Origin of the sequence: Pseudomonas sp. FH1 (assembly GCF_000510895.2) — a bacterium.
Classification (GTDB): domain Bacteria; phylum Pseudomonadota; class Gammaproteobacteria; order Pseudomonadales; family Pseudomonadaceae; genus Aquipseudomonas; species Aquipseudomonas azotoformans_A.
Map to the genome: position 1 here is coordinate 40,852 of NZ_AOHM01000039.1, position 22,722 is coordinate 63,573.

The following is a 22,722-nucleotide window of genomic DNA, read 5'->3' on the forward strand; positions in this document are numbered from 1 at the left end:
TGGGCCGGATTATGCCAGAAAAGCCCAAAAAGAGTAGGGCCCTCCCGTCAGAACTGCGCTAATCCGGCGTTTGTCAGGTGATTTACCTGTGCTTAAACGTTTTAGTGGCGGGTGTCGGAAGGGGTGTCGATGCCTGCGCCGGCGAACAATTGGGCGACATCGGCCGCATCGAACAGGTAGCGCTCGTTGCAAAACTGGCAGTCGATCTCGATGTGCCCGCCGTGCTCTACCACCAGGTTTTGCGCATCTTCCAGGCCGAGGCTGACCAAGGCATTGGCCGAGCGCTCGCGCGAGCAGCTGCAATTGAAGTGAAGGCCTTGTGCGTCAAACAGTCGCACGGCTTCTTCGTGGTACAGGCGATGCAGGATGGTTTCGTTGTCCAGGCCCAGTTGCTCTTCAGCGGTGAGGGTGCCGGCCAGGGCCGTCAGCTTGCGCCAGCTGTCGGTGCGCTCGTCTTCGTCCTTGATGCGATCTGGTGGCAATTGCTGCAACAGCATGCCGCGGGCGCGTTTGCCGTCAGCGTTGAGCCAGAACTTGGTGCCGACCTGCTGGGACATCACGAAGTAGTTGGTGAAGCAGTCCGACAGGGTTTCGCCGTCCAGGTCGACGATGCCCTGGTAGCGCTGGCCTTCGGTGGGGTCGACGGTGATCGCCAGCACGCCGTTGGCCATCAGGTCGGACAAGGTGGCGTCCGGGGCAATCTGGTCGGCCTCGTAACGGGCCAAACCACGGATTTCGCGCTCGCTGGAGCATTCGATCATCAGCATCGGCACGGGGCCTTCGGAACGTGCCTGCAGGATCAGCAACCCGTCGAATTTCATGGTGCCCACCAGCAGCGCCGCCGCTGCCATCAGCTCCCCGAGCAGTTGCGCGACCGGCTCCGGATAGGGGTGCTTGGCGAGGACTTCGGCATAGCTGCGCTCCAGCGAGACCAGCTCGCCGCGGGCGTCGCTCTCGTCAAAGATGAAGCGTTGGGTGAAGTCGGTATCCGGTAGATCAGTCATAGGTCTGGGTATCTGAATTGATGACAAATTGATTACAAGGTTTATAGAATTAAACGCTTTAGCACCGTTTTGGTGCGGTTTTCTAGAGCCGTGGGGGACAGTTTATGAACAATCCGGGTTTGTTCCAAGCCAAGTGGAACCTCGGGCGATGGGCCTTTTGCAATCTACTCGCTATCGCACTGCTGTGTTTTTGGCTGTGGCCCACGGGCCAGATGCTGTGTGTGCTTTTCGACGAGTGGCTGTTTCATCTGCTCAATGACCCGCTGGCCAGCAACTTGACCTGGCTGCACGTGTGGGCGGTAGCCAGTTTGCGGCCGTTCGATGCGGTGGTCGGCGTGATTCTGCTGACGCTGCTGATTCGCGGCGACTGGGTATTCAAGGCCGTGCAGGTGCGCCAGGCATTGTTAGGTTTTGTCGGCATTCTGCTGCTGTTGCTGTTTATCCGCATGCTGTTTTCCAAGTTCGCGGCGCACATGGGTTGGCAACACAGCAGCCCGTCGATGGTGATCAGTGGCGCGATCCAGATGAGCGACTACTTCCCGGGACTGGAGAAGACCTGGGAATTGAAGGACCGTTCGAGCCAGAGTTTTCCAGGGGATCACGCGTCGGTGCTGTTGATCTGGGGGATGTTCATGACGGTGTTCGCCAAGCGCATTGGTCAGGTGCTGGTGATCTGGGGCCTGGCGCTGCTGTTCATGATGCCGCGCCTGATGGCGGGCGCGCATTGGGGCCAGGACGATTACATCGGTGGCGTGTTGCTGGCGCTGTTGGCGTTGGGATGGGGGTATTACACGCCGTTTGCGGCGAAGGTTTCGAGCGGGTTGTTGCGGGTGACCGCACCGGTGTTCGGCCTGCTTCAGCACATGCCGCTGATCAGTCGACTGAGTGTGGTTCGCCCAACGTGATGGCCAAGGGTGAGGGAGCTTGCTCCCCCACTGTCGCCGTCAATCATCATTGCCACTGCCGCGAAACTTGAACAGGTCGCGGCGCTGCTTCTTGCTCGGTTTGCCATCGGTGGTCATGCCCGTGGCGCCCGCCTTGCGCATCGCGGCCGCATTTTCACGCTTGGCGATGCTGGCTTCGGTCTCGGTGTACAACGCCTGCGCTTCAGGCGCACCACGGCGCACGATGGAAAGCGCCTGAACCACGACCGTCTTTTCATCAAACCCGACACGAATCTGGAACTCATCGCCGACACGCGGCTCCTTGCCCGGCTTGCAGCGCTCGCCGCGATGGTGCACCTTGCCGCTCTCAATAGCGGCCTTGGCCAAGGCACGGGTTTTATAGAAACGCGCGGCCCACAGCCACTTGTCCAATCGGACCTTTTCTTCCTCTTCCTGCTTTTGAGCCACTTGAATTCCTCGCTCTGAAAAATGTCGCAACTTTAACGTTGAAGCCCTTCGACGCATAAACCCCTAGGCTCACCTAAGATACGCCAGGTAGCACCCTGTTTTCGCGAGGATATGCTGTGACCGAATTCCCCCTTTCACTCACCTCGCCCAACCAGCGCTGTGTGGGATGCCAGCAAAGCGAGCCTCTCGGTTTCGATTTTGCATTTGCGTACCAGCCTATCGTAGATCTGCGGGACCATTCGATCTTTGCCCACGAAGCCCTGGTGCGTGGCACGCATGGCGAAGGCGCGCTGTCGGTGCTTGACCAGGTCAACGAAAGCAACCGCTACCGCTTTGACCAACGCTGCCGAACCCAGGCGATTGCCGGGGCGGCGGCCTTGGGTATGCAGACCCACCTTTCGATCAACTTCATGCCCAATGCCGTGTACCGTCCGGAGTTGTGTATCCGCAGCACCCTGGAGGCGGCGCGCGCGCATAATTTCCCGTTGAACCAGCTGATTTTCGAGACTCTGGAAAGCGAGCATGTAGATAACTATCGCCATTTGACGAATATTCTGCGTGAATACCGCGAATTCGGCTTCATGACCGCCATTGACGATTTCGGCGCGGGCTATTCGGGGCTGAATCTGCTGGCCGATTTCCAACCTAATTTGATCAAACTCGACATGGCGCTGATCCGCGATGTCGATCAGGATCGTGTCCGTCAGGTCATCGTCCAGGGGGTTGTCACAATCTGTGAGCAGTTGGGGGTTACTGTCATCGCCGAAGGCATCGAAAGTGCTGGCGAGCGCGACTTCCTGTCCGACTGCGGAATATTTCTGATGCAGGGCTACTGGTTCGCCAAGCCTGCATTCAACGCCCTGGCCGAGGTTCCCCCTCAGGCCTGGACGAATTGACCGGTTATCCCTATTGAAGACATTTGACCATTTGACCGTTGTGGGTCTGCGTGAGTGGGTGGCACTTCCCGACTTGGGAGTGGCAGGCCTGCGCGCAAAGATCGATACCGGTGCCAGCACCTCAAGCCTGCACGCTACCGATATCGAGCCGTTCGAGCGTGACGGTGAGAAGTGGGTGCGCTTTACCGCGCACCTGGGCAGCGTTGTGCAACTGCGTCACCGCCGCTGCGAAGCGCCCCTGGTGACGATGAAAACCATCAAGAGCTCCAACGGCCATGCGCAGGTGCGCTATGTCATCAGCACCACGTTGGCGCTGGGTGATCGGGTATGGCGGGTGGAATTTACCCTGGCCTGCCGCAAAGCCATGCGTTACCGGCTATTGCTGGGATCCAAAGCCTTGATTGACGGCCAACTGGTGGTCAATCCCGGCATCAAGTACGTTCAAGACAAGCCGGTGTTCCCGGTCTCAACTCTTTCTGTCCCAGGTGCTGCATGAAGATCGCTGTGCTGTCGCGAAACCCGCGTCTGTATTCCACCCGCCGCCTGGTTGAGGCCGGCACCGAACGTGGCCACGAAATGGTGGTGATCGACACGTTGCGTGCCTATATGAACATCGCCAGCCACAAGCCGCAGATCCACTACCGGGGCAAGCCGCTGGAGGGGTTTGATGCGGTGATCCCACGCATCGGCGCCTCGGTGACGTTCTATGGCTGCGCGGTGTTGCGCCAGTTCGAAATGATGGGGGTGTTTCCCCTCAATGAGTCGGTCGCCATTGCTCGTTCACGGGACAAGTTGCGCTCGCTGCAGCTGTTGTCGCGCAGGGGTATCGGCCTGCCGGTGACGGGCTTTGCCCACTCCCCCGACGACATCCCCGATCTGATCGACATGGTCAACGGCGCGCCGCTGGTGATCAAGGTGCTGGAAGGCACCCAGGGTATCGGCGTGGTGCTGTGTGAAACCGCGACAGCGGCCGAATCCGTGATCGAGGCGTTCATGGGCCTCAAGCAGAACATCATGGTGCAGGAATACATCAAGGAAGCCGGCGGTGCGGATATCCGCTGCTTCGTGGTGGGCGACAAGGTGATTGCGGCGATGAAGCGCCAGGCCAAGCCGGGGGAGTTCCGCTCCAACCTGCACCGTGGCGGCAGCGCTAGCCTGATCAAGATCACGCCGGAAGAACGCATGACGGCACTGCGGGCCGCCAAGGTGATGGGGTTGAGTGTGGCGGGTGTGGATATCCTGCGCTCCAATCACGGGCCGCTGGTGATGGAGGTGAACTCGTCACCGGGCCTGGAAGGCATTGAAACCACCACCGGGAAGGATGTGGCGGGGATCATCATTCAGCATCTGGAGAAGAATGGTGGGCCGAATATGACTCGGACCAAGGGTAAGGGCTAAAAAGTGTGGGAGCTGGCTTGCCTGCGATAGCAGTGGTGAATCCACTATGGCTATCGCGGGCAAGCCAGCTCCCACATTTGATGACTTGGCTTTGGTCAGACTGCATCTCTAGGCAACATCAGCCCAAGCGGCAAGCGCACCCGCGCCTCCAGGCCACCGTCTTCACGATTACGCAACTCAACATTGCCGCCATGCATCGAGGCAATCCGCCGCACAATCGCCAACCCCAAGCCAGTCCCCTTGCCACCCCGGGCACGGTCGCCACGGGTGAACGGGTTGAAGATGCCTTCCAACTCGTCCGGGTCGATGCCTGCGCCCCGGTCCATTACGCTCAGCACCACATAAGGCGCAGCGCTGTCGCCGGACACATAGGCCGCCACTTCCACATCGGAACCGGCGTGATGCAAGGCGTTGCCGATCAGGTTGTTCAACAGGCGCTTCATCGACACTCGACGCAACGCAAACGGCTGGATCGGCTCCAGGCGCATACGTACCTGTTCACCGTTCTGGTTGTAGGGCGCGACCACCTCACGCACCAGGTCCGTCAGGTCGACCTCCTCAACCACTTCATCACGGCCATCGCGGATAAACGCCAGGAACTGGTCGAGGATCGCGTCCATGTCCTCAATGTCGCGGACCATGTCGTCAGTGAGGTCGCTATGGTTGCCCATTAGCTCCAGAGACAAGCGCAGTCGCGTCAACGGTGTGCGCAAGTCATGGGACACCCCCGCCAGCATCAACTCGCGTTCGCGCCCGGCCTGTTCGACGTCTTCCGCCATCTGGTTGAACGCGCCGTACACCTCGGTCATCTCACTCGGCGTATCGCTGACCGGAAGACGCACGCTGCGCCCCTGGCCCAATTGACGGGCGGCAAACACAAGGCGTTTAAGCGGCTGGTTGAGCTGGCGCACGAAAATCCACGCCGACGCCGTTGAAAGCAGCCCGATCGCCAGGAACCAGCCCAACACGTTCCAGATCTTCTGCCCCCGCAGCGGGTGCGGGTAAAGCGGCACTTTCAGCCAATCCTCGCCCAGGCTTGGCGCGCGAACCCACAACGCTGGCGACACATGCATACGCAGCCGCACCTCAGTGTCTTCACCCAGTTCTGCCTGCATCTGGCGTTGGTAGATCTCACTGTAGGGCCAATGCTGCTCGCCCTCCGGCACACCTGCACCGGCGACGCGCACCAGGGTCGCGGCCTTGGCGATCTTCTCGCGGTTCTCCGGGTCTGCCGCCCAATAGGCGCGCAGCGTCAAGGCGACACCGTGGCTGTATTGCCGGTCCACCAGCACGTCCTCGTTCATCAACAGATAAACCAGTGTGAGTGCCTTGGAAAACAGAACGACGATCAGCACCAGCCAAAGGGTGCGGGAGAAGAAACTTTGGGGGAACCACAGCGGGGTTTTCATAGAAGACTGCTAGATACCTTGCAGAAACGAGCGGCGCTCGCAGAATTGCAGACGCCGGACATCCCGTCGACCCTCATGGAGTCAAACGCCAGGATGCCCGCCCCTGCAAATCACCGGTCAACTGGTTTTATTGCCGTCCGGCACAAACACATAACCCACGCCCCATACCGTCTGGATGTACCGTGGCTTGGATGGATCCGGCTCGATCATCCGGCGCAGACGGGAAATCTGCACGTCGATGGAGCGCTCCAGAGCGTCCCATTCCCGGCCACGGGCCAGGTTCATCAGCTTGTCGCGGGTCAACGGCTGGCGAGCGTTCATCACCAGGGCCTTGAGCACAGCAAATTCACCCGTGGTAAGCATGTGCACTTCATCGCCACGCTTGAGCTCCCGGGTCGCCAGCGACAGTTCGTAGTCGCCAAAGGTGACACTCTCGTCTTCGCTGCCTGGGGCACCTGGAACCGGCGGTGCCTGGCGACGCAATACGGCTTTGACCCGAGCCATCAGCTCGTCGGGGTTGAACGGCTTGGCCAGGTAGTCATCAGCGCCCAGCTCGAGGCCCTTGATGCGGCTCAGCTCATCGCCCTTGGCGGTGAGCATGATGATGGGAATCTGGTTGTTCGCGCCGCGCAGGCGTTTGCAGGCGGTCAGGCCGTCTTCGCCGGGCAGCATCAGGTCGAGTACGACCAGGTTGAAGACTTCACGCCCCAGCAGGCGGTCCATCTGCTCGGTGTTCGGCACCGCGCGGGCACGGTAGCCCTTGGAGTTGAAGAAGCGCTCCAGCAGGCTGCTCAGCCCCGGGTCGTCGTCAACGATGAGAATTTTTTCGCCTTCAGCAGTTTGTGCAGTGCTGCTCATTAGATGCTCCTCTTATCTCGGCGCGCATTATGGCCTAGCTGCCGTTATACGCACCGTGTGCATTGTTAGCAGATTTTTCCTCAACTGCCAGCGAACCCGCGCCCTACAACCGTTGGCGCAATCCCCCCCAAGGACAGAACGCTGGTTATAATGCGGCGCCGTCGTGCAGGGCAACTTCAGATCGTTACCGTTTGCTGCCGAGGCTTTTTTTACCCGCTTGTGTGATTTTTTCGATTTCGAGGGTCAATAGGCTGCCTATTGACCCAGGCAGCGGCGCCAGTCGGGCCGCTCAACCAGCCTCCCAGGGCCTTGTTTTCCGGGCCTGCGAGCTGCTTTTCAGAATTTCAGGTGGTTTTATGGACAGCATCAACAGCCGCATCGCCGAGGAACTCGGTGTACGCCCACAACAGGTCGAAGCGGCCGTCGCTCTACTGGATGAAGGCTCCACGGTGCCTTTCATCGCCCGTTACCGTAAAGAAGTGACCGGCAGCCTCGACGACATCCAACTGCGTCACCTGGAAGAGCGTCTGCGCTACCTGCGAGAACTCGACGAACGGCGCATCAGCATCCTCGCCAGCATCGAGGAACAAGGCAAGTTGACTCCACAGCTTGAGCGCGACATCAAGCTCGCCGACACCAAGACCCGCCTCGAAGACCTCTACCTGCCGTACAAGCAGAAGCGCCGCACCAAGGGCCAGATCGCCCTGGAAGCCGGCCTGGGCGAGTTGGCCGACGGTCTGTTCAACGACCCGTCGCTGACCCCGGACACCGAAGCCGCCCGCTTCATCGACGCCGAAAAAGGCGTCGCGGACGTCAAGGCCGCCCTCGAAGGCGCCAAGTACATCCTCATGGAGCGCTTCGCCGAAGACGCCAGCCTGCTGGAAAAACTGCGCACTTACTTGAAACAGGAAGCCATTCTCAGTGCCCGCGTCATCGCCGGCAAAGAGGAGGAAGGCGCCAAGTTCCGCGATTACTTCGAACACGACGAACCGCTGAAAAGCATGCCGTCCCACCGTGCGCTCGCCATTTTCCGTGGCCGCAACGAAGGCATTCTCAGCTCCGCGCTGAAGGTCGGCGACGAATTGCCGGGCACCATGCACCCGTGCGAAGGCATGATCGGTCAACAATTCGGCATCCAGAATCAGAACCGTCCTGCGGACAAGTGGCTCGGTGAAGTGGTGCGCTGGACCTGGAAGGTCAAGCTCTACACCCACCTGGAAACCGATCTGCTGGGCGAGCTGCGCGACGGCGCCGAGACCGAGGCGATCAACGTGTTCGCCCACAACCTGCACGACCTGCTGCTGTCGGCCCCGGCCGGCCCGCGTGCCACCCTGGGCCTCGACCCGGGCCTGCGCACCGGCTGCAAGGTTGCCGTGGTCGACGCCACCGGCAAGCTGCTGGACCACGCCACCGTTTACCCGCACGTGCCGCACAACAAATGGGACCAGACCCTGGCCATCCTGGCTGCCCTGTGCGCCAAGCACGCGGTAGACCTGATCGCCATCGGCAACGGCACCGCCAGCCGTGAAACCGACAAGCTGGCCGCCGAGCTGATCAAGAAATACCCAGCCATGAAAATGACCAAGGTCATGGTCTCCGAGGCCGGCGCTTCGGTATATTCGGCCTCGGAACTGGCTTCCAAGGAGTTCCCGGACCTCGACGTGTCGATCCGTGGCGCAGTGTCTATCGCCCGTCGCCTGCAGGACCCACTGGCCGAGCTGGTGAAGATCGACCCTAAATCCATCGGTGTCGGCCAGTACCAGCACGATGTGTCGCAGCTGAAACTGGCACGAGGCCTGGACGCGGTGGTCGAGGACTGCGTAAACGCCGTGGGCGTGGACGTGAACACCGCTTCCGTCGCCTTGCTGGCGCGTATTTCCGGCCTCAACGCCACCCTGGCGCAGAATATCGTGACCCACCGTGACGAAAACGGCGCGTTCAAGACCCGTGCAGCGCTGAAAAAGGTCGCGCGCCTGGGCGAGAAAACCTTCGAACAAGCCGCCGGCTTCCTACGCGTAATGAACGGCGACAACCCGCTGGATTCTTCCGCAGTCCACCCCGAAGCCTACCCGCTGGTGCAGCGCATCGCCGCCGAGACCGACCGCGATATCCGCTCGCTGATCGGCGATGCTGCGTTCCTCAAACGCCTGGATCCGAAGAAGTACACCGACGAAACCTTCGGTGTGCCGACCATCACCGACATCCTGCAAGAGCTGGAAAAACCTGGCCGCGACCCACGTCCCGAGTTCAAGACCGCCGAGTTCCAGGACGGCGTCGAAGACCTCAAGGATCTGGAGCTGGGCATGATCCTCGAAGGCGTGGTCACCAACGTGACCAACTTCGGCGCCTTTGTGGACATCGGCGTGCATCAGGACGGTTTGGTGCATATCTCCGCGCTTTCGGAGAAGTTCATCAAAGACCCGCGTGAAGCGGTCAAAGCCGGCGACGTGGTCAAGGTCAAGGTGATGGAAGTCGACATCCCGCGCAAACGCGTCGGCCTGTCCATGCGCATGAGCGACACCCCCGGCGAGAAAATCGACGGTGCCCGTGGCGCGCGCCCTGGTTCCGCTCCGCGACAGTCGCAGAACAATGCACCGCGCAAAGAAACTGCCACCGCAGCGCCAAGCAACAATGCCATGGCCTCGCTGTTCGCCAACGCCAAACAGTTGAAGAAACGCTGATGGAAATCCCAGCCGGTTTGACCCAGAGCGCGTTCAGCGAACTGATCGGCTGCCGCCTGCAACGCCTTGAAGAAGGCGTTGCCGAGGTGGCCCTGACCCTGGAGCCGCAACTGCGCAACCGCGCGGGCAAGCTCCATGGCGGGGCGATTTTCAGCCTGGTGGACATTACGATGGGACTGGCCTGTTCCAGCTCCCATGGTTTCGACCAGCAGAGCGCGACTATCGAGTGCAAGATCAACTATATCCGCGCCGTGTCCGACGGTGACGTGCTGTGCACCAGCCGGGTGATTCATGCCGGTCGCCGCACGTTGGTGGTCGAGGCAGACGTGTATCAAGACGAAAGACTTGTCGCAAAAGCACAGGGCACCTTCGCTGTCCTATAGCTCCCCACCCCCGATTTGAGTTAATTTCGGCGCTGCAATCACGGCGTCGGAATTTTCTCGCTGCGCTGTAGCCAAATTCATGGAGTGAAGTCGGCATATTCAGAGCGGGTTAAATCGACTCTAAACCAGGCGATCACGCCAGTTTTAACTTCACCCTTGTAGACCGTCCTGCCCACCCCCATATTGGGGCGACTGACGCGTGAAGGAATCCAACTTGAGCGAACTTCTCAACCGCCGCCTGGCCCTGCTCGGCAAGCGCGAACACCTCTCCCTGCTAGAGCAGTGCTTGCACGGCATCGAGCGCGAATGCCTGCGTGTCACCGGTGAGGGTCGACTGGCACAAACGCCGCACCCTGAAGCCCTGGGCGCCGCGTTGACCCACGAACAGATCACCACCGACTACTCGGAATCGCTGCTGGAGTTCATCACTCCCGCCCTGCCCAACCCGGCCGATACCCTGAGCAGCCTGGACAAGATCCATCGCTTTGCCTACACCAAGCTGGGCAGCGAATACCTGTGGAGCCCCTCGATGCCGTGCCCGTTGCCGGCTGAGGAAGATATTCCGATTGCCTACTACGGCACGTCCAATATCGGACAGCTCAAGTACGTGTATCGCAAGGGTTTGGCCCTGCGTTATGGCAAGACCATGCAGTGCATCGCTGGCATCCACTACAACTTTTCGTTGCCGGAAGCGCTGTGGCCGTTGCTTAAAGAGACTGAAGGATTTGTCGGCACTGACCGCGACTACCAGTCCACCGCCTATATCGCGCTGATTCGTAACTTCCGCCGTTACAGCTGGCTGCTGATGTACCTGTTCGGTGCATCCCCTGCCCTGGACGCCGGTTTCCTGCGGGGTCGCTCGCACCAGCTGGAAGTACTCGACGCCGACACGCTGTACTTGCCCTACGCAACCAGCCTGCGCATGAGCGACCTGGGTTACCAGAGCAACGCCCAGGCCGGCCTCACGCCTTGCTACAACGATTTGAGCAGCTACACCGACAGCCTGCGTGAAGCGGTAGCAACGCCCTACGCACCGTACGTCGAAATCGGAACCCATCAGGACGGTGAGTGGGTACAGCTCAACACCAACATCCTGCAGATCGAAAACGAGTACTACTCCAACATCCGCCCCAAGCGTGTGACCTACACCGGCGAACGGCCGATCCAGGCGCTGGTGGCCCGTGGCATCCAGTACATCGAAGTGCGCTGCCTGGACATCAACCCGTTCCTGCCGATGGGCATCGACCTGCCGGAGTCGCGTTTCCTCGACGCCTTCCTGCTGTACTGCGCGTTGAACGACAGCCCGCTGTTCGCCGACAACGAGTGCGGCAACGCCACCTCCAACTTCCTCAGCGTGGTCAAGGAAGGTCGTCGTCCCGGCCTGCAATTGCAGCGTCTGGGCCAGCCTGTGGACATGAAGGAGTGGGCTGCCGAGCTGCTGGAGCAGATTGCGCCACTGGCCGCCTTGCTGGATGAAAGCCACGGCATCACCGAGCACAGCCAAGCGCTGGATGCCCAACTGGCCAAGGTCAAGGATTCGTCCCTGACCCCGTCGGCCCAGGTGTTGGCGGCGATGGCCGAGCGCAAGGAAAGCTTTGCGCAGTTCTCCCTGCACCAGAGCCAACTGCACGCCGAGCATTTCCGCAGCGAACCGCTGCCGGCCGAAGAGCAAGCGCAGTTTGAAGAACTGGCACGCAAATCGCTGGCACAGCAGGCAGAGCTGGAGCAGAACGAAGTGGGTGATTTTGACGTGTTTGTTGGCTCTTACCAGGCCAGCATCCTCGCCATCAGCAACTAAAAAAATGTTGGGGTAATTTACTGTGGTGAGCGGGCAAGCCCGCTCACTACAGGCAACATTTTTCTCCTCATAAGCTAATTCGAAAATGTTATTTATTTTCGGATTCTTAGATCATTTAGTCTCCTCACACGCCGACCCTCGGCCGCCTGATTGAGGAGCTTCCCCTTGAAACTGCTTACCCCTCTGCGCCTCTTGGCCGCATTGTCCCTGGCCGGTGCCAGCCTGTTTGCCCAGGCGGCGGATGTGACCATCGCTTACCAGACCACCGTGGACCCGGCCAAAGTCGCCCAGGCCGATGGCGCCTATGAAAAAGCCACCAACGCCAAGATCAACTGGCGCAAATTCGACAATGGCGCCGATATCATCGCCGCCATCGCGTCCGGCGACGTGCAGATTGGCTACCTCGGTTCCAGCCCCCTGACCGCCGCGATCACCCGCAAAGTGCCGGTGGAAACCTTCCTCGTTGCCACCCAGATCGGCGGCGCCGAAGCCCTGGTAGCGCGCGACGGTTCGGGGATCAACAGCCCGCAGGACCTGATCGGCAAAAAAATCGCCGTGCCATTCGTGTCCACCGGTCACTACAGCCTGTTGGCCGCGCTGAAGCACTGGAACATCGACCCGTCCAAAGTAACCATCCTCAACCTCGCACCACCGGCGATCATCGCCGCCTGGAAGCGTGGTGATATCGACGCTACTTACGTTTGGGACCCTGCCCTGGGCGTGGCCAAGGAAAACGGCAAGGTGCTGATCACCTCCGGCGAACTGGCCAAGTTTGGCGCGCCTACCTTCGATGCCTGGATCGTGCGTAAGGATTTTGCCGAGAAGCACCCGGAAATCGTCACGTCGTTTGCCAAAGTCACTCTGGATGCCTACGCCGCCTACCGTAAAGACCCACAAGCCTGGCTCGCCGACAAAGGCAACGTCGAAAAACTGGTGAAACTCTCCGGCGCCAAGGCCAGCGACATCCCACTGCTGCTGCAAGGCAACGTCTACCCGCTGGCCGCTGACCAAGTGACCCTGCTGGGCGCACCGACCACCAAGGCCGTGACCGATACCGCCGCGTTCCTCAAGGAGCAAGGCAAGGTCGACGCCGTGCTGCCGGACTACGCCCCGTACGTCAGCGCCAAGTTCATTACTAATTGATCAGGAGTTCATCGCGATGGCCTTGCTACAACTGGAGCGCATCAGCGCACAGTACCCAGGCGCCACAGAACCGGTACTGTCAGACATTTCAATCGACCTGGGGCCCCAGCAATTGCTGGTGGCCCTCGGCCCGTCCGGCAGTGGCAAGACTTCGCTGTTGAACCTGATTGCCGGCTTTGTCGAACCGTCCGCCGGGCGCATTACGCTTGATGGCGTGCCGGTCAAAGGCCCGAGCGCCGAACGCGGCGTGGTGTTCCAGGACGACGCCCTGCTGCCCTGGCAGGATGTGTTGGCCAACGTCGGCTTCGGCCTGGAGCTGGCCGGTGTGCCCAAGGCGCAACGTGAAGTGCGCGCTCGGGAAATGCTCGCGCTGGTAGACCTGGCCGGTTTCGACAGCCGCCGCATCTGGCAACTTTCCGGTGGGCAGAAGCAACGTGTCGGCCTCGCCCGCGCGCTGGCGGCCGACCCTCGCGTGTTGCTGATGGACGAACCCTTCGGCGCCCTCGACGCCTTCACCCGCGAACAGATGCAGGAGCTGCTGCTGCAAGTCTGGCGGCGCACGGCCAAGCCGGTGTTCCTGATTACCCACGACATCGAAGAAGCGGTCTTCCTCGCCACTGACCTGATCCTGCTGGCGCCCAACCCTGGCCAGATCGTCGAACGCCTGAGCCTGGACTTCGGCCAACGCTACGCCGCCGGTGAGTCGGCGCGGGCGATCAAGTCCGACCCGCGCTTTATCGAAACCCGCGAACACGTGCTGGGCAAAGTGTTCTCCCAACGGCAGGTGTCCGCATGAGCAGCTACGAACTCGCCGCCAAGCCGGTGGTGCATACCGTTATCCCGCTGCGCCGCAGCTTGAGCACGCGCTGGATCAGCGTGCTGACGCTGGTCGCCCTGCTGACAATCTGGTGGGCCGTGACCGCCACCGGTCTGATCGAACCGCTGTTCCTGCCGCCGCCGTCCGCCGTGCTGCAAAAGGGCTGGCTGCTGGCGACCAGCGGTTATATGGATTCCACCTTGTGGCAGCACCTGGGCGCGAGCCTCAGCCGTATCGGCCTGGGCCTCGGTTTTGCCGTGCTGACCGCCGTGCCGGTGGGGATCGCCATTGGTTCCAACCGTATCGCCCGTGGCGTCCTCGACCCGCTGATCGAGTTCTACCGCCCGATCCCGCCACTGGCCTATCTGCCGCTGATCGTGATCTGGTGCGGCATTGGCGAGCTGTCCAAGGTGCTGCTGATTTACCTGGCAATCTTCGCGCCGATTACCATCGCCACCGCGACCGGTGTGCGCACGGTCGACCCGGCCAAGCTGCGCGCGGCGCAGTCGTTGGGCGCCACCCGTGCCCAGCTGATTCGCCATGTGATCCTGCCGAGCGCCCTGCCCGACATCCTCACCGGCGTGCGCATCGGCCTGGGCGTGGGCTGGTCGACATTGGTCGCCGCCGAGCTGATCGCGGCCACCAGCGGCCTGGGTTTCATGGTGCAGTCGGCGGCGCAGTTCCTGGTCACTGACGTGGTGGTGCTGGGCATCCTGGTCATCGCCCTGATCGCCTTCGCCATGGAAATGGGCCTGCGCGCCCTGCAGCGTAAATTAGTGCCGTGGCATGGCCAGGCACATTGAGTGAGAACCGCATGAGCAGCCTGACCGTTACCCCCATCAGCACCGCATTGGGTGCCCTGATCAGTGGCGTCGATATCACCCAGCCGTTGAACATTGAAGAGCGAGATGCCATTGAACAGGCGTTGCTCACCCACTCGGTGCTGTTCTTCCGCGATCAACCGATCAACCCGCAACAGCAAGCGCGATTCGCGGCGAATTTTGGTGACCTGCATATCCACCCGATCTACCCCAATGTGCCGGAACAGCCCGAAGTGCTGATCCTCGACACCGCCGTCACCGACGTGCGTGACAACGCCGTGTGGCACACCGACGTGACCTTCCTGCCCACCCCGGCGTTGGGCGCCGTACTCAGCGCCAAGCTGCTGCCGGCGTTTGGCGGCGATACGCTGTGGGCCAGCGGGATTGCGGCGTATGAGGCGTTGTCCGAGCCGTTGAAGCGCCTGCTCGACGGGCTGACCGCGACCCACGACTTCACCAAATCCTTCCCGCTGGAGCGCTTTGGCAACACCGCCGAAGACCTGGCGCGCTGGGAAGAGACCCGCAAGAAGAACCCGCCGTTGTCGCATCCGGTGGTGCGCACGCACCCGGTGAGTGGGCGTAAGTCGCTGTTTGTCAGTGATGGGTTTACCACCAGGATCAACGAGCTGGAACCGGCGGAGAGCGAGGCGATTCTGAAGCTGCTGTTTGCCCACGCGACACGCCCGGAGTTCACCATTCGTTGGCGTTGGCAGGAAAACGATGTGGCGTTCTGGGATAACCGCGTGACGCAGCATTACGCGGTGGATGATTACCGGCCGCAGCGGCGGGTGATGCACCGGGCGACGATTTTGGGAGATGTGCCGTTCTAAATCCCGCCGAGGATTAAATGTGGGAGCGGGCTTGCTCGCGAAGGCGGTGGATCAGTCAGTACATCTGTTGACTGACACTCCGCATTCGCGAGCAAGCCCGCTCCCACAATTTGATCGAGTGGCGTCAGATTATTCAGCAGTGGACGGCTTTTCCCACAAGTTAATCCCACCTTCCAGCGCAAACCGATCAATCTCCGCCAATTCTTCTGCACTGAAATGCAGATTTTTCAACGCCCCGACGTTCTCGATAATCTGCTCCGGCCGACTCGCACCGATCAGCGCACTGGTCACCCGTGGATCACGCAGAGTCCAGGCCAATGCCAGTTGCGCCAGGCTCTGGCCACGGCGTTGGGCGATTTCATTCAGCGCACGCACGTGGGCGATGTTGGCTTCGGACAGGTGCTTGGCCTGCAACGAACCACCACCCGGACGGTTCACCCGTGCATCCGCCGGCACGCCGTTGAGGTATTTGTCGGTCAGCAGACCCTGGGCCAGCGGCGTGAACGCGATCACCCCGGCGCCGAGCTCTTCGGTGGTGTCCAACAGGTCTTTTTCCACCCAGCGGTTGAGCAGGTTGTAGGCCGGCTGGTGAATCAGCAGCGGCACTTTCCACTCTTTGAGCAGCGCGGCGATTTCGCGGGTTTTCACGCCCGAGTAGGACGAGATCCCGATGTACAACGCCTTGCCTTGCTGCACGGCAGTGGCGAGGGCGCTGGCGGTTTCTTCCAGGGGGGTGTCGGCGTCAAAACGGTGGGAGTAGAAGATGTCCACGTAGTCGACGCCCAGGCGTTGCAGGCTCTGGTCGAGGCTGGCCAGCACGTACTTGCGTGAGCCGCCGCCCTGGCCGTAAGGGCCGGGCCACATGTCCCAGCCGGCTTTGCTGGAAATGATCAGTTCGTCGCGGTAGTGCTTGAAGTCTTCGCGCAGCAAGCGGCCGAAGTTGATCTCGGCGCTGCCATAGGGCGGGCCATAGTTGTTGGCCAGGTCGAAGTGGTTGATGCCCAGGTCGAACGCGGTGCGCAACAGAGCGCGCTGTGTGTCGATCGGGGTGCTGTCGCCAAAGTTGTGCCACAGGCCCAGGGACAGTGCAGGCAGCACCAATCCACTGCGGCCTACGCGGCGATACGGAATAGATTCATAGCGGTTTTCGGCAGCAATGTAAGTCATCGAATCCTCTCTTGGACGTCGGCAAATAAGGCCTGGGAATAAGGTTATTCCCAGGCCTTTTAACCAGCTGAATCGCTTAAGTCTGCCGTTCCGTTCTACAGCAATTGCCTACCAGAGTGGAACGACATAACTCACATAGAAGCGGTTTTCATCCTGCACGGTGGCACCGCTGATGTCCGGGCTCGCGTGGGCGTTTTTCCAGGTCACACCCAGGCCCTTGAGAGTGCCGGTGGGCACTTGATAAGCCACGGCGACGTTACGTTCCCATTCGCTGGTAGTGCCTTGCGCCGTGCGGATGTCATCACCGTGGGCATAGGCAGCGGAGAACGTCAGGCCCGTGAGGCCAAGCTTACCGAAGTCATACTTGTACTGCGCAAGCCAAGTGCGCTCACCGGCGTGTTGAAATTTATTCAACTGCATGTTGGTCAGTGCCGGGGTGTCGGCACCTGAGCCTGGGCCCTGGCGGTTGTCGCCGCTGTTCAGGCCGGAGTCCAGGTACGGGAAGTCGCTGTCGCCGCTGTTTTTCTGGATACCCAGGCCGACGGTGTGGCCGTCGAGGCTGTAGCTCTCAAGCAAGCTGGCGGTGGTCTGGTTGATGCGGCCTTTGTTCACGCCGTCGCCGTACAGACCACTCGCGGCGTAGTCCTTGTCACCGTCGGCGTTGCCGCCCACCCCCAGGCTGCGGAATACACGCAGGTCGGTGTCGATGGCACCCACGGATAACGCGTCATGGCGCTTGGCACCGAGGAAAAACTGCTGGTAGTAATCCTCAAGGTTGGAATACCACAGGCTGACCGTGGTGTTCTGGATGCCGGTGTAATCCGCACCGCCGAACAGGAAGCGATCGCTCTCTTTGGTGCCGCCGGCGGTGATCATGCCCTGGTCGCCGGTTTCGTTGCGGATCTTGGTCTTGAAGATATCGCCGCCGGTGAAGGTGAAGTCGCTGAGGTCCTTGGACACCAGTTGCACACCGGTGTTGGTCTGCTGGTACAGGCGCCCGTCGGTGTTGGCGAGTATCGGGTTGTTGCCGTAGAGCGTGCCGACACGCAGTTCATCCTTGGCGAAACGCATCTTGAACGTCGGGCTCAACACACCGAACTGGTCGGCGGATTTGCCGTTGTCCAGCGGGAACATGCTGCCGGGGTAGCGGCCCTGGTGATCCTTGTTGTTGAGGTCACCGCCGGAGTCCAGCTTCAACCCGTAGAACGCCTGCAGGTCCAGGCCAAAACCCACCGGACCTTCGGTGTAGCCGGACTTGAAGTTGAACTCGAACCCCTGGCCCCAATCGCGAATGCTGTGGGCCTTGGCGTTGCTGTTCACCACATCACGCCCCTGCTGGTTGAGGTAGCGGTTGAGCAGGGTCACATCGGCGTGGCTGTCATCGATAAAATCGGCGTGGGCGGACAGCATAAAGCTCGCCATGGCGGCACCCACCATAGGGCTTATCAACGTCTTCATTGTTACCGGTCTCCGTCACTGTTCTGAAATGAAAGCGTCAAACGCTTCACACAATTACGCAGTGGCCAGATGACAGTTGCGCGTCAAAACGCGATGTAGGCGGATGAAATTAAATTTATGAAACCCTTTAACTACGCGGGTTATCGGGCATTTTCGAAGATTTCCGCGAGCCAGTCGACGAACACACGCACCCTCGGCGACATGTGTCGATTCTGTGGATACAGCACCGATACCGGCATCAAAGGTGGCGGTGTTTCCTGGAGAATTTCTCGCATCACGCCCTGCTCGATCAGCTCGGCCATGCGGTAATGCGGGCACTGGATAATGCCGAGTCCGGCCACCGCGCTGGCCGAATAAATCTCCGCGCCGAACACCGACAATGCACCTTCGATACTCACTTCCTGCAACTCGCCATCGACCATGAATTCGAACGGAAACAGCTTGGCCGTGGTGCGTGAAACGTAGTTCACCGCGCGGTGTTCACTCAGCTCGGCCAGGCTCTTGGGTTCTCCGAATTTGCGCAGATAGGCGGGGCTCGCGCAGGTCACTTGGCGCAGGTTGGCGACGCGCCGACCAATCAACGCGGAATCCCCCAGGGTGCCGGCACGCAGCACGCAATCGACGCCCTCGGCGATCAGGTCGACAAAGCGATCCGCCTCACTGATGGACAGCTCGATATCCGGGTAACGCGCCATGAACTCCGGCAGCGCCGGTACCACAAAATACTTGGCCAGCGTGCCGTGCAGGTCCACGCGCAAACGCCCCTTGGGCGCCACGCTGCGGAACGCCAGCTCGGCCTCTTCCAGCTCCGCGAGCAGCTGCACGCAACGTTGGTAATACGCCTCGCCATCGAGGGTCGGGCGCACACGCCGGGTGCTGCGTTCCAACAAGCGCGTGCCGAGCCAGGCCTCGAATTGATTGAGGGTGTGGGTCAGGGTCGCACGGGGCAGATTCAGGTCATCGGCCGCCAGTGTGAAGCTGGAACGCTCGTAAATCCGCACGAAGACCTTCATGGCTTTGACTTGATCCACGCTGCACTCCTACACGCCGATTGTTGGCGATTATTGAACAGTCAAGGCAACTCTGGCGCATTTATCGGCCTGGGTAAACATGTGAATCTGCTTCCACACCCCGTTCAAGGAACCCAGATCATGACGACTCAAGTAGCAATCATCACCGGCGCCTCCCGTGGCATTGGCGCCGTCATCGCCAAGCAACTCGCTGCCGACGGCTACGCCGTGGCCATCAACTACGCCAGCAGCGCCACCGAGGCGTCGAAGCTGGTAGTGGAACTGCGCCAGGCCGGCCACCAAGCCATAGCGATCCAAGGCGACGTCGCCAAACCCGCCGACATCAAGCGCCTGTTCGACGAAACCGAGGCGCAATTGGGCAAGGTGGATGTGCTGATCAACAACGCCGGCATCCTCAAGACGCTGCCCCTGGCCCAGCACAGCGACGAACTCTACGACCAGAACTTCGATATCCACACCCGTGGCACCTTCAACGCCCTGCGCGAAGCCGCCACCCGCCTGAATGACGGCGGACGCATCGTCAACTTTTCCAGCAGCACCGTCGGCCTCAACTTCCAAGGTTACGCGGTGTATATCGCCAGCAAGGCGGCGGTGGAGTCCCTGACCCAAGTGTTCGCCAAAGAGATGCGCGGGCGCCGGATTACTGTCAACGCCGTGGCGCCAGGCCCGGTCGCCACCGAATTGTTCCTGCACGGCAAAAGCGAAGAGCAGATCCAGGGCATGGCCAAGATGCCGCCGCTGGAACGCCTTGGCCAACCGGAAGATATCGCCCGCGTGGTGGCGTTTCTGGTGAGCCCGGCCGGTGGCTGGGTGAATGGGCAAATCCTGCGCGCCAATGGCGGGCTGGTCTAAGTCACACATCCGGGCCAGCGATGTTCTCTTTGTGGAGCTCCATCATGCCAACCTTGTTGATCCCCGCACTCGCCCCGCTTTACCGCTGCGCCGAACCCCTGGCCTACGCGCTGCTGCGCGCAGGTTTTGGGGTGATCATGCTCACCCACGGGCTGCCCAAATTGCTGGGCAACGCCCATGGTTCGATGGCCGATCCGATGGCGGCCTCCATCAATCTGATCCAGAACCGCCTGCACTTGCCGCAGGCGGAGCTGATCGGTCTGCTGGTGGCCTTGCTGGAAGCAGTCGGTGGATTGCTGTTGATACTCGGCCTGAGCACACGGCTGATCGCGGCCATGATGACCGTGCAGATGCTGACCATTGCTTACTTGCTGGGGCCGACGTGGCCGTGGATCGACCGAGGCATCGAGTACCCGGTGCTGATGGCGCTGCTATCGTTGTACCTGGTGTTTCGCGGTGCCGGCCGCTATTCCCTGGACAACACACTGGGCAAGGAGCTCTGAACATGCACACCACCCTGGTGATCACCGTCGGCTTGATCCTGCTGGTACTGATGCTGTTGATCGGGCAGAAGCTTGGCGTGAGCCGGCACATTCTGGCCTACAGCTTTGTGGCGATCTGGTTGGGGGTGGCGGTGGTCAATGGCGCTGTAGGGGTCGTCACTGCCGGCCAGCCCCTGGTGTCGGAACTGGTGATCGGCAGTGGCGTGTTCGGCGTGCCCCTGGTGGCACTGGCCCTGTACCTCAGGGCCTGAGCCTCAGCGCACCAAGTGCAGGAACTGCAGGTGACGCTCGTACTGGTCGAGGATGTCGTTGATGATCTGTTCCTTGGTATAGCCCACCAAGTCATAGTCCTGGCTACCCTCGGCCAAGTGCACTTCCGCCCGGTAGTAGCGACGGTTGTTGAGCTCCTTGGAGCCCATCCCACCACGGGCAAATGACGGCGTGAAGTAGCCGCGCATCTGCACCTGGTAGATGAACGGTCGCTCCTCGCCATGGCCGATTTCCAGGCTGACACTGTCGTTGGCGGGGTCAGGTTGCGTCACGACATTCAAACCCTTCTCGACAAACACCGCCGTCACTTCTTCAATCGCCGGGCGCACCGTCGAGTCAAGGAAACGGTACACCTCGTCTCGCGACGGGAAGTGCACGGCCTGGCTCAAACGCTGGCGCCAGCCGCCGCGCCCCTTGCGAGCCGTCGAAATCGGTGCCAATGAATGCAACTGGGCGATCTGCTTTTGCGACTCCAGATAGAACGCCTTATGCAGCCCCCACATCATCAGCAGCAGGATCATCGAGAACGGCAACGAGGTCAGTACCACCGCCGACTTGAGCGAATCGATGCTGCCGGCAAACAGCAAGGCACTGGTGACCAGCGCGGTCATCGCACCCCAGAACACCCGCAGCCATTTCGGCCCGTCTTCATCGGCGTTGCCGCCTTTGGACGACAGGGTGGACAGCACCACGGTGCCCGAATCGGCGGAGGTCACGAAGAACACGAAGCTGATAAACACCGTGACCGCGATGACGGTTTTGCTCCACGGGTAGGTTTCCAGCAGCAGGTAGAGGCTCATCGACGGGTTATCGATGGCCGACTGACCGAGTGCGGCCATACCGTGGTTGAGCACCTGGTCGATGGCGCTGTTGCCGAAGATCGACATCCACGCCAGGGTGAAGCCCAGCGGGATCAGCAGCACGCCAAACACGAACTCACGGATGGTGCGGCCACGGGAAATGCGCGCGATAAACAGGCCCACGAACGGCGACCATGCAATCCACCAGGCCCAGTAGAACACCGTCCAACCACCCAGCCAGTCGCTGGGTTTGTCGTAGGCGTACACGTCGAAACTCTTGGTCGGCAAGGCGCCCAGGTAGTCGCCGATATTCTGGATCAAGGTGTTGAGCAAGTGCTGGGTGGGCCCGGCGAACAACACGAACAGCAGCAACGCACAGGCCAGCAGCATGTTGATGTCGGACATCACGCGCACGCCTTTATCGACACCGGCCACGGCGACGATGATCGCGGCGCCCATCATCAGCGTGATCAGACCGACCTGGATCCACTGGGTATGGGCAATGCCAAACAAGTAGTCCAGCCCGGAATTGAGGTGCAGCACCCCAAAGCCCATGTCCGCACCAAGCCCGAACACCGTGGCGATAATGCCGAAGCCATCCACCGCATAACCGATAGGACCGTTGATGCGCTTGCCGATCAGCGGGTACAGCGCCGAACGCAACGCCAGCGGCAGGTTATGCCGGTAGGCGAAATACGCCAGGGCCATGCCGACAAACGCGAACACGCCCCAGCCGTGCAGGCCCCAATGCAAAAACAGGATCTGCATGGCCTGGCGCGCGGCATCGGCGTTCATCGGCGCGCCTTGCGGCGGTTGCACCAGGTGCGTCAGCGGCTCGGAGACGCAGAAGAAAAACAGCGTGATGCTGATCCCGGCGGCGAACAGCATGCCGGCCCAGGACAGATAACTGAATTCGGGCTCGTCGTGGTCGGCACCGAGTTTTATCTTGCCGTAGCCCGATAACGCGGTGACCACCACGAAGACCAGATACAGGGTCATCGCCAGCATGTAGTACCAGCCGACCGTGTTGGCCGCCCAGTTTTGCGCCGCCAGCAGCCAGGCACCGGCCTGTTGCGGGATAGCGATGACCGTGATGCCGAACAGCAGGATAAACGTCGCGGCGAAGTAGAAGACCGGCGCGTTCATGCGCACCTGGCCGCTGGTAGGGGTGGACGATGCACTCATGAACGATGCACCCCGAGGGAGTGAGATGTGGCTGTAAATAACGGACTCAGCAAAGGTAAGCCTCCT

The 22,722-nt window shown here is 60.8% G+C and carries 22 protein-coding genes; 14 read left to right on the forward strand and 8 right to left on the reverse strand.

Features of this window, described 5'->3' with window-relative positions; translation table 11 throughout:
- Nucleotides 1-101: 101 nt before the first annotated feature.
- Nucleotides 102-1,004 (reverse strand): Hsp33 family molecular chaperone HslO, encoded by a 903-nt coding sequence (gene hslO, locus H096_RS13410; protein WP_016979046.1) that lies wholly within the window; start codon nt 1,002-1,004, stop codon nt 102-104.
- Between the two features lie 104 nt (nt 1,005-1,108).
- Here hslO and H096_RS13415 point away from each other — a divergent pair, with 104 nt between their 5' ends.
- Complete coding sequence (locus H096_RS13415) at nt 1,109-1,909, forward strand: phosphatase PAP2 family protein (protein ID WP_033898744.1); 801 nt, start codon at nt 1,109-1,111, stop codon at nt 1,907-1,909.
- 39 nt (nt 1,910-1,948) lie between these two features.
- On the opposite strand, the gene H096_RS13420 is transcribed toward H096_RS13415, so the two are convergent.
- Nucleotides 1,949-2,356, reverse strand: coding sequence for a S4 domain-containing protein (locus H096_RS13420; RefSeq protein WP_016979044.1), 408 nt, complete (start codon nt 2,354-2,356; stop codon nt 1,949-1,951).
- 116 nt (nt 2,357-2,472) lie between these two features.
- Between H096_RS13420 and H096_RS13425 the strand changes: the two genes are divergently transcribed.
- From H096_RS13425 to rimK, 3 genes are read left to right on the forward strand one after another with little or no spacing between them, the layout of a single operon-like run.
- Entirely contained in the window at nt 2,473-3,252 is a 780-nt protein-coding gene (locus H096_RS13425; RefSeq protein ID WP_033898746.1) for an EAL domain-containing protein, read from the forward strand.
- A gap of 46 nt (nt 3,253-3,298) precedes the next feature.
- A complete protein-coding gene (locus H096_RS13430) occupies nt 3,299-3,748 on the forward strand; it encodes an ATP-dependent zinc protease (protein WP_170949822.1) in 450 nt (149 codons plus the stop codon).
- On the forward strand, nt 3,745-4,650 hold the full coding sequence (gene rimK, locus H096_RS13435) for a 30S ribosomal protein S6--L-glutamate ligase (RefSeq protein ID WP_010214091.1): 906 nt from the start codon (nt 3,745-3,747) through the stop codon (nt 4,648-4,650). The genes H096_RS13430 and rimK overlap by 4 nt, the downstream gene beginning before the upstream one ends.
- A gap of 95 nt (nt 4,651-4,745) precedes the next feature.
- Here rimK and H096_RS13440 read toward each other — a convergent pair whose 3' ends face one another.
- The gene (locus tag H096_RS13440; protein WP_033898748.1) at nt 4,746-6,059 is read right to left on the reverse strand and encodes an ATP-binding protein; all 1,314 of its coding nucleotides are present in this window, start codon (nt 6,057-6,059) and stop codon (nt 4,746-4,748) included.
- 117 nt (nt 6,060-6,176) lie between these two features.
- Nucleotides 6,177-6,917: a two-component system response regulator OmpR gene (gene ompR / locus H096_RS13445; protein WP_016979041.1), complete on the reverse strand. Its 741-nt coding sequence runs from the start codon at nt 6,915-6,917 to the stop codon at nt 6,177-6,179.
- Nucleotides 6,918-7,273: 356 nt separating this feature from the next.
- Between ompR and H096_RS13450 the strand changes: the two genes are divergently transcribed.
- From H096_RS13450 to tauD, 7 genes are all read left to right on the forward strand, one after another.
- Nucleotides 7,274-9,598 carry a Tex family protein gene (locus H096_RS13450; RefSeq protein ID WP_033898751.1) on the forward strand — a complete coding sequence of 775 codons (2,325 nt, stop codon included), beginning with the start codon at nt 7,274-7,276 and terminating at the stop codon, nt 9,596-9,598.
- Nucleotides 9,598-9,981, forward strand: coding sequence for a PaaI family thioesterase (locus H096_RS13455; protein ID WP_016979039.1), 384 nt, complete (start codon nt 9,598-9,600; stop codon nt 9,979-9,981). The genes H096_RS13450 and H096_RS13455 overlap by 1 nt, the downstream gene beginning before the upstream one ends.
- 214 nt (nt 9,982-10,195) lie before the next feature.
- Nucleotides 10,196-11,779, forward strand: a complete 1,584-nt coding sequence (gshA, locus tag H096_RS13460; RefSeq protein ID WP_033898755.1) for a glutamate--cysteine ligase — start codon at nt 10,196-10,198, stop codon at nt 11,777-11,779.
- A gap of 165 nt (nt 11,780-11,944) precedes the next feature.
- Nucleotides 11,945-12,922: a taurine ABC transporter substrate-binding protein gene (gene tauA / locus H096_RS13465; protein WP_033898757.1), complete on the forward strand. Its 978-nt coding sequence runs from the start codon at nt 11,945-11,947 to the stop codon at nt 12,920-12,922.
- Between the two features lie 16 nt (nt 12,923-12,938).
- Nucleotides 12,939-13,718 (forward strand): taurine ABC transporter ATP-binding subunit, encoded by a 780-nt coding sequence (tauB, locus tag H096_RS13470; RefSeq protein WP_017254560.1) that lies wholly within the window; start codon nt 12,939-12,941, stop codon nt 13,716-13,718.
- The gene (tauC, locus tag H096_RS13475) at nt 13,715-14,542 is read left to right on the forward strand and encodes a taurine ABC transporter permease TauC (RefSeq protein ID WP_033898762.1); all 828 of its coding nucleotides are present in this window, start codon (nt 13,715-13,717) and stop codon (nt 14,540-14,542) included. The genes tauB and tauC overlap by 4 nt, the downstream gene beginning before the upstream one ends.
- 11 nt (nt 14,543-14,553) lie before the next feature.
- A complete protein-coding gene (gene tauD, locus H096_RS13480) occupies nt 14,554-15,390 on the forward strand; it encodes a taurine dioxygenase (protein ID WP_033898765.1) in 837 nt (278 codons plus the stop codon).
- A 129-nt stretch (nt 15,391-15,519) separates the two neighbouring features.
- Here the strand turns inward: tauD and mgrA are convergent, their stop codons facing one another.
- The 3 genes from mgrA to H096_RS13495 all read right to left on the reverse strand — a co-directional run bounded on the left by mgrA (nt 15,520) and on the right by H096_RS13495 (nt 19,046).
- A complete protein-coding gene (mgrA, locus tag H096_RS13485; RefSeq protein WP_033898777.1) occupies nt 15,520-16,557 on the reverse strand; it encodes an L-glyceraldehyde 3-phosphate reductase in 1,038 nt (345 codons plus the stop codon).
- A 108-nt stretch (nt 16,558-16,665) separates the two neighbouring features.
- The gene (locus H096_RS13490; RefSeq protein ID WP_082461557.1) at nt 16,666-17,994 is read right to left on the reverse strand and encodes an OprD family outer membrane porin; all 1,329 of its coding nucleotides are present in this window, start codon (nt 17,992-17,994) and stop codon (nt 16,666-16,668) included.
- A gap of 161 nt (nt 17,995-18,155) precedes the next feature.
- Nucleotides 18,156-19,046, reverse strand: coding sequence for a LysR family transcriptional regulator (locus H096_RS13495; RefSeq protein ID WP_033898782.1), 891 nt, complete (start codon nt 19,044-19,046; stop codon nt 18,156-18,158).
- Nucleotides 19,047-19,166: 120 nt separating this feature from the next.
- On the opposite strand from H096_RS13495, the gene H096_RS13500 reads away from it, so the two are divergent.
- The 3 genes from H096_RS13500 to H096_RS13510 are packed head-to-tail and all read left to right on the forward strand — an operon-like array spanning nt 19,167 to nt 20,652.
- Entirely contained in the window at nt 19,167-19,898 is a 732-nt protein-coding gene (locus H096_RS13500; RefSeq protein ID WP_033898784.1) for an SDR family oxidoreductase, read from the forward strand.
- A gap of 44 nt (nt 19,899-19,942) precedes the next feature.
- A complete protein-coding gene (locus H096_RS13505; protein WP_241495495.1) occupies nt 19,943-20,401 on the forward strand; it encodes a DoxX family protein in 459 nt (152 codons plus the stop codon).
- Nucleotides 20,402-20,403: 2 nt separating this feature from the next.
- Entirely contained in the window at nt 20,404-20,652 is a 249-nt protein-coding gene (locus H096_RS13510) for a hypothetical protein (RefSeq protein WP_033898791.1), read from the forward strand.
- A 3-nt stretch (nt 20,653-20,655) separates the two neighbouring features.
- Here the strand turns inward: H096_RS13510 and betT are convergent, their stop codons facing one another.
- Nucleotides 20,656-22,617 carry a choline transporter BetT gene (betT, locus tag H096_RS13515; protein ID WP_162834914.1) on the reverse strand — a complete coding sequence of 654 codons (1,962 nt, stop codon included), beginning with the start codon at nt 22,615-22,617 and terminating at the stop codon, nt 20,656-20,658.
- Nucleotides 22,618-22,722 lie beyond the last annotated feature (105 nt).

Bases quoted from the DNA above. Each gene is read 5' to 3' on its own strand.
- hslO (WP_016979046.1), bottom strand. From the start codon at position 1,004: ATGACTGATCTACCGGATACCGACTTCACCCAACGCTTCATCTTTGAC.
- H096_RS13415 (WP_033898744.1), top strand. From the start codon at position 1,109: ATGAACAATCCGGGTTTGTTCCAAGCCAAGTGGAACCTCGGGCGATGG.
- rimK (WP_010214091.1), top strand. From the start codon at position 3,745: ATGAAGATCGCTGTGCTGTCGCGAAACCCGCGTCTGTATTCCACCCGC.
- H096_RS13440 (WP_033898748.1), bottom strand. From the start codon at position 6,059: ATGAAAACCCCGCTGTGGTTCCCCCAAAGTTTCTTCTCCCGCACCCTT.
- ompR (WP_016979041.1), bottom strand. From the start codon at position 6,917: ATGAGCAGCACTGCACAAACTGCTGAAGGCGAAAAAATTCTCATCGTT.
- H096_RS13450 (WP_033898751.1), top strand. From the start codon at position 7,274: ATGGACAGCATCAACAGCCGCATCGCCGAGGAACTCGGTGTACGCCCA.
- H096_RS13455 (WP_016979039.1), top strand. From the start codon at position 9,598: ATGGAAATCCCAGCCGGTTTGACCCAGAGCGCGTTCAGCGAACTGATC.
- tauB (WP_017254560.1), top strand. From the start codon at position 12,939: ATGGCCTTGCTACAACTGGAGCGCATCAGCGCACAGTACCCAGGCGCC.
- tauC (WP_033898762.1), top strand. From the start codon at position 13,715: ATGAGCAGCTACGAACTCGCCGCCAAGCCGGTGGTGCATACCGTTATC.
- tauD (WP_033898765.1), top strand. From the start codon at position 14,554: ATGAGCAGCCTGACCGTTACCCCCATCAGCACCGCATTGGGTGCCCTG.
- mgrA (WP_033898777.1), bottom strand. From the start codon at position 16,557: ATGACTTACATTGCTGCCGAAAACCGCTATGAATCTATTCCGTATCGC.
- H096_RS13490 (WP_082461557.1), bottom strand. From the start codon at position 17,994: ATGGTGGGTGCCGCCATGGCGAGCTTTATGCTGTCCGCCCACGCCGAT.
- H096_RS13500 (WP_033898784.1), top strand. From the start codon at position 19,167: ATGACGACTCAAGTAGCAATCATCACCGGCGCCTCCCGTGGCATTGGC.
- H096_RS13505 (WP_241495495.1), top strand. From the start codon at position 19,943: ATGCCAACCTTGTTGATCCCCGCACTCGCCCCGCTTTACCGCTGCGCC.
- H096_RS13510 (WP_033898791.1), top strand. From the start codon at position 20,404: ATGCACACCACCCTGGTGATCACCGTCGGCTTGATCCTGCTGGTACTG.
- betT (WP_162834914.1), bottom strand. From the start codon at position 22,617: ATGAACGCGCCGGTCTTCTACTTCGCCGCGACGTTTATCCTGCTGTTC.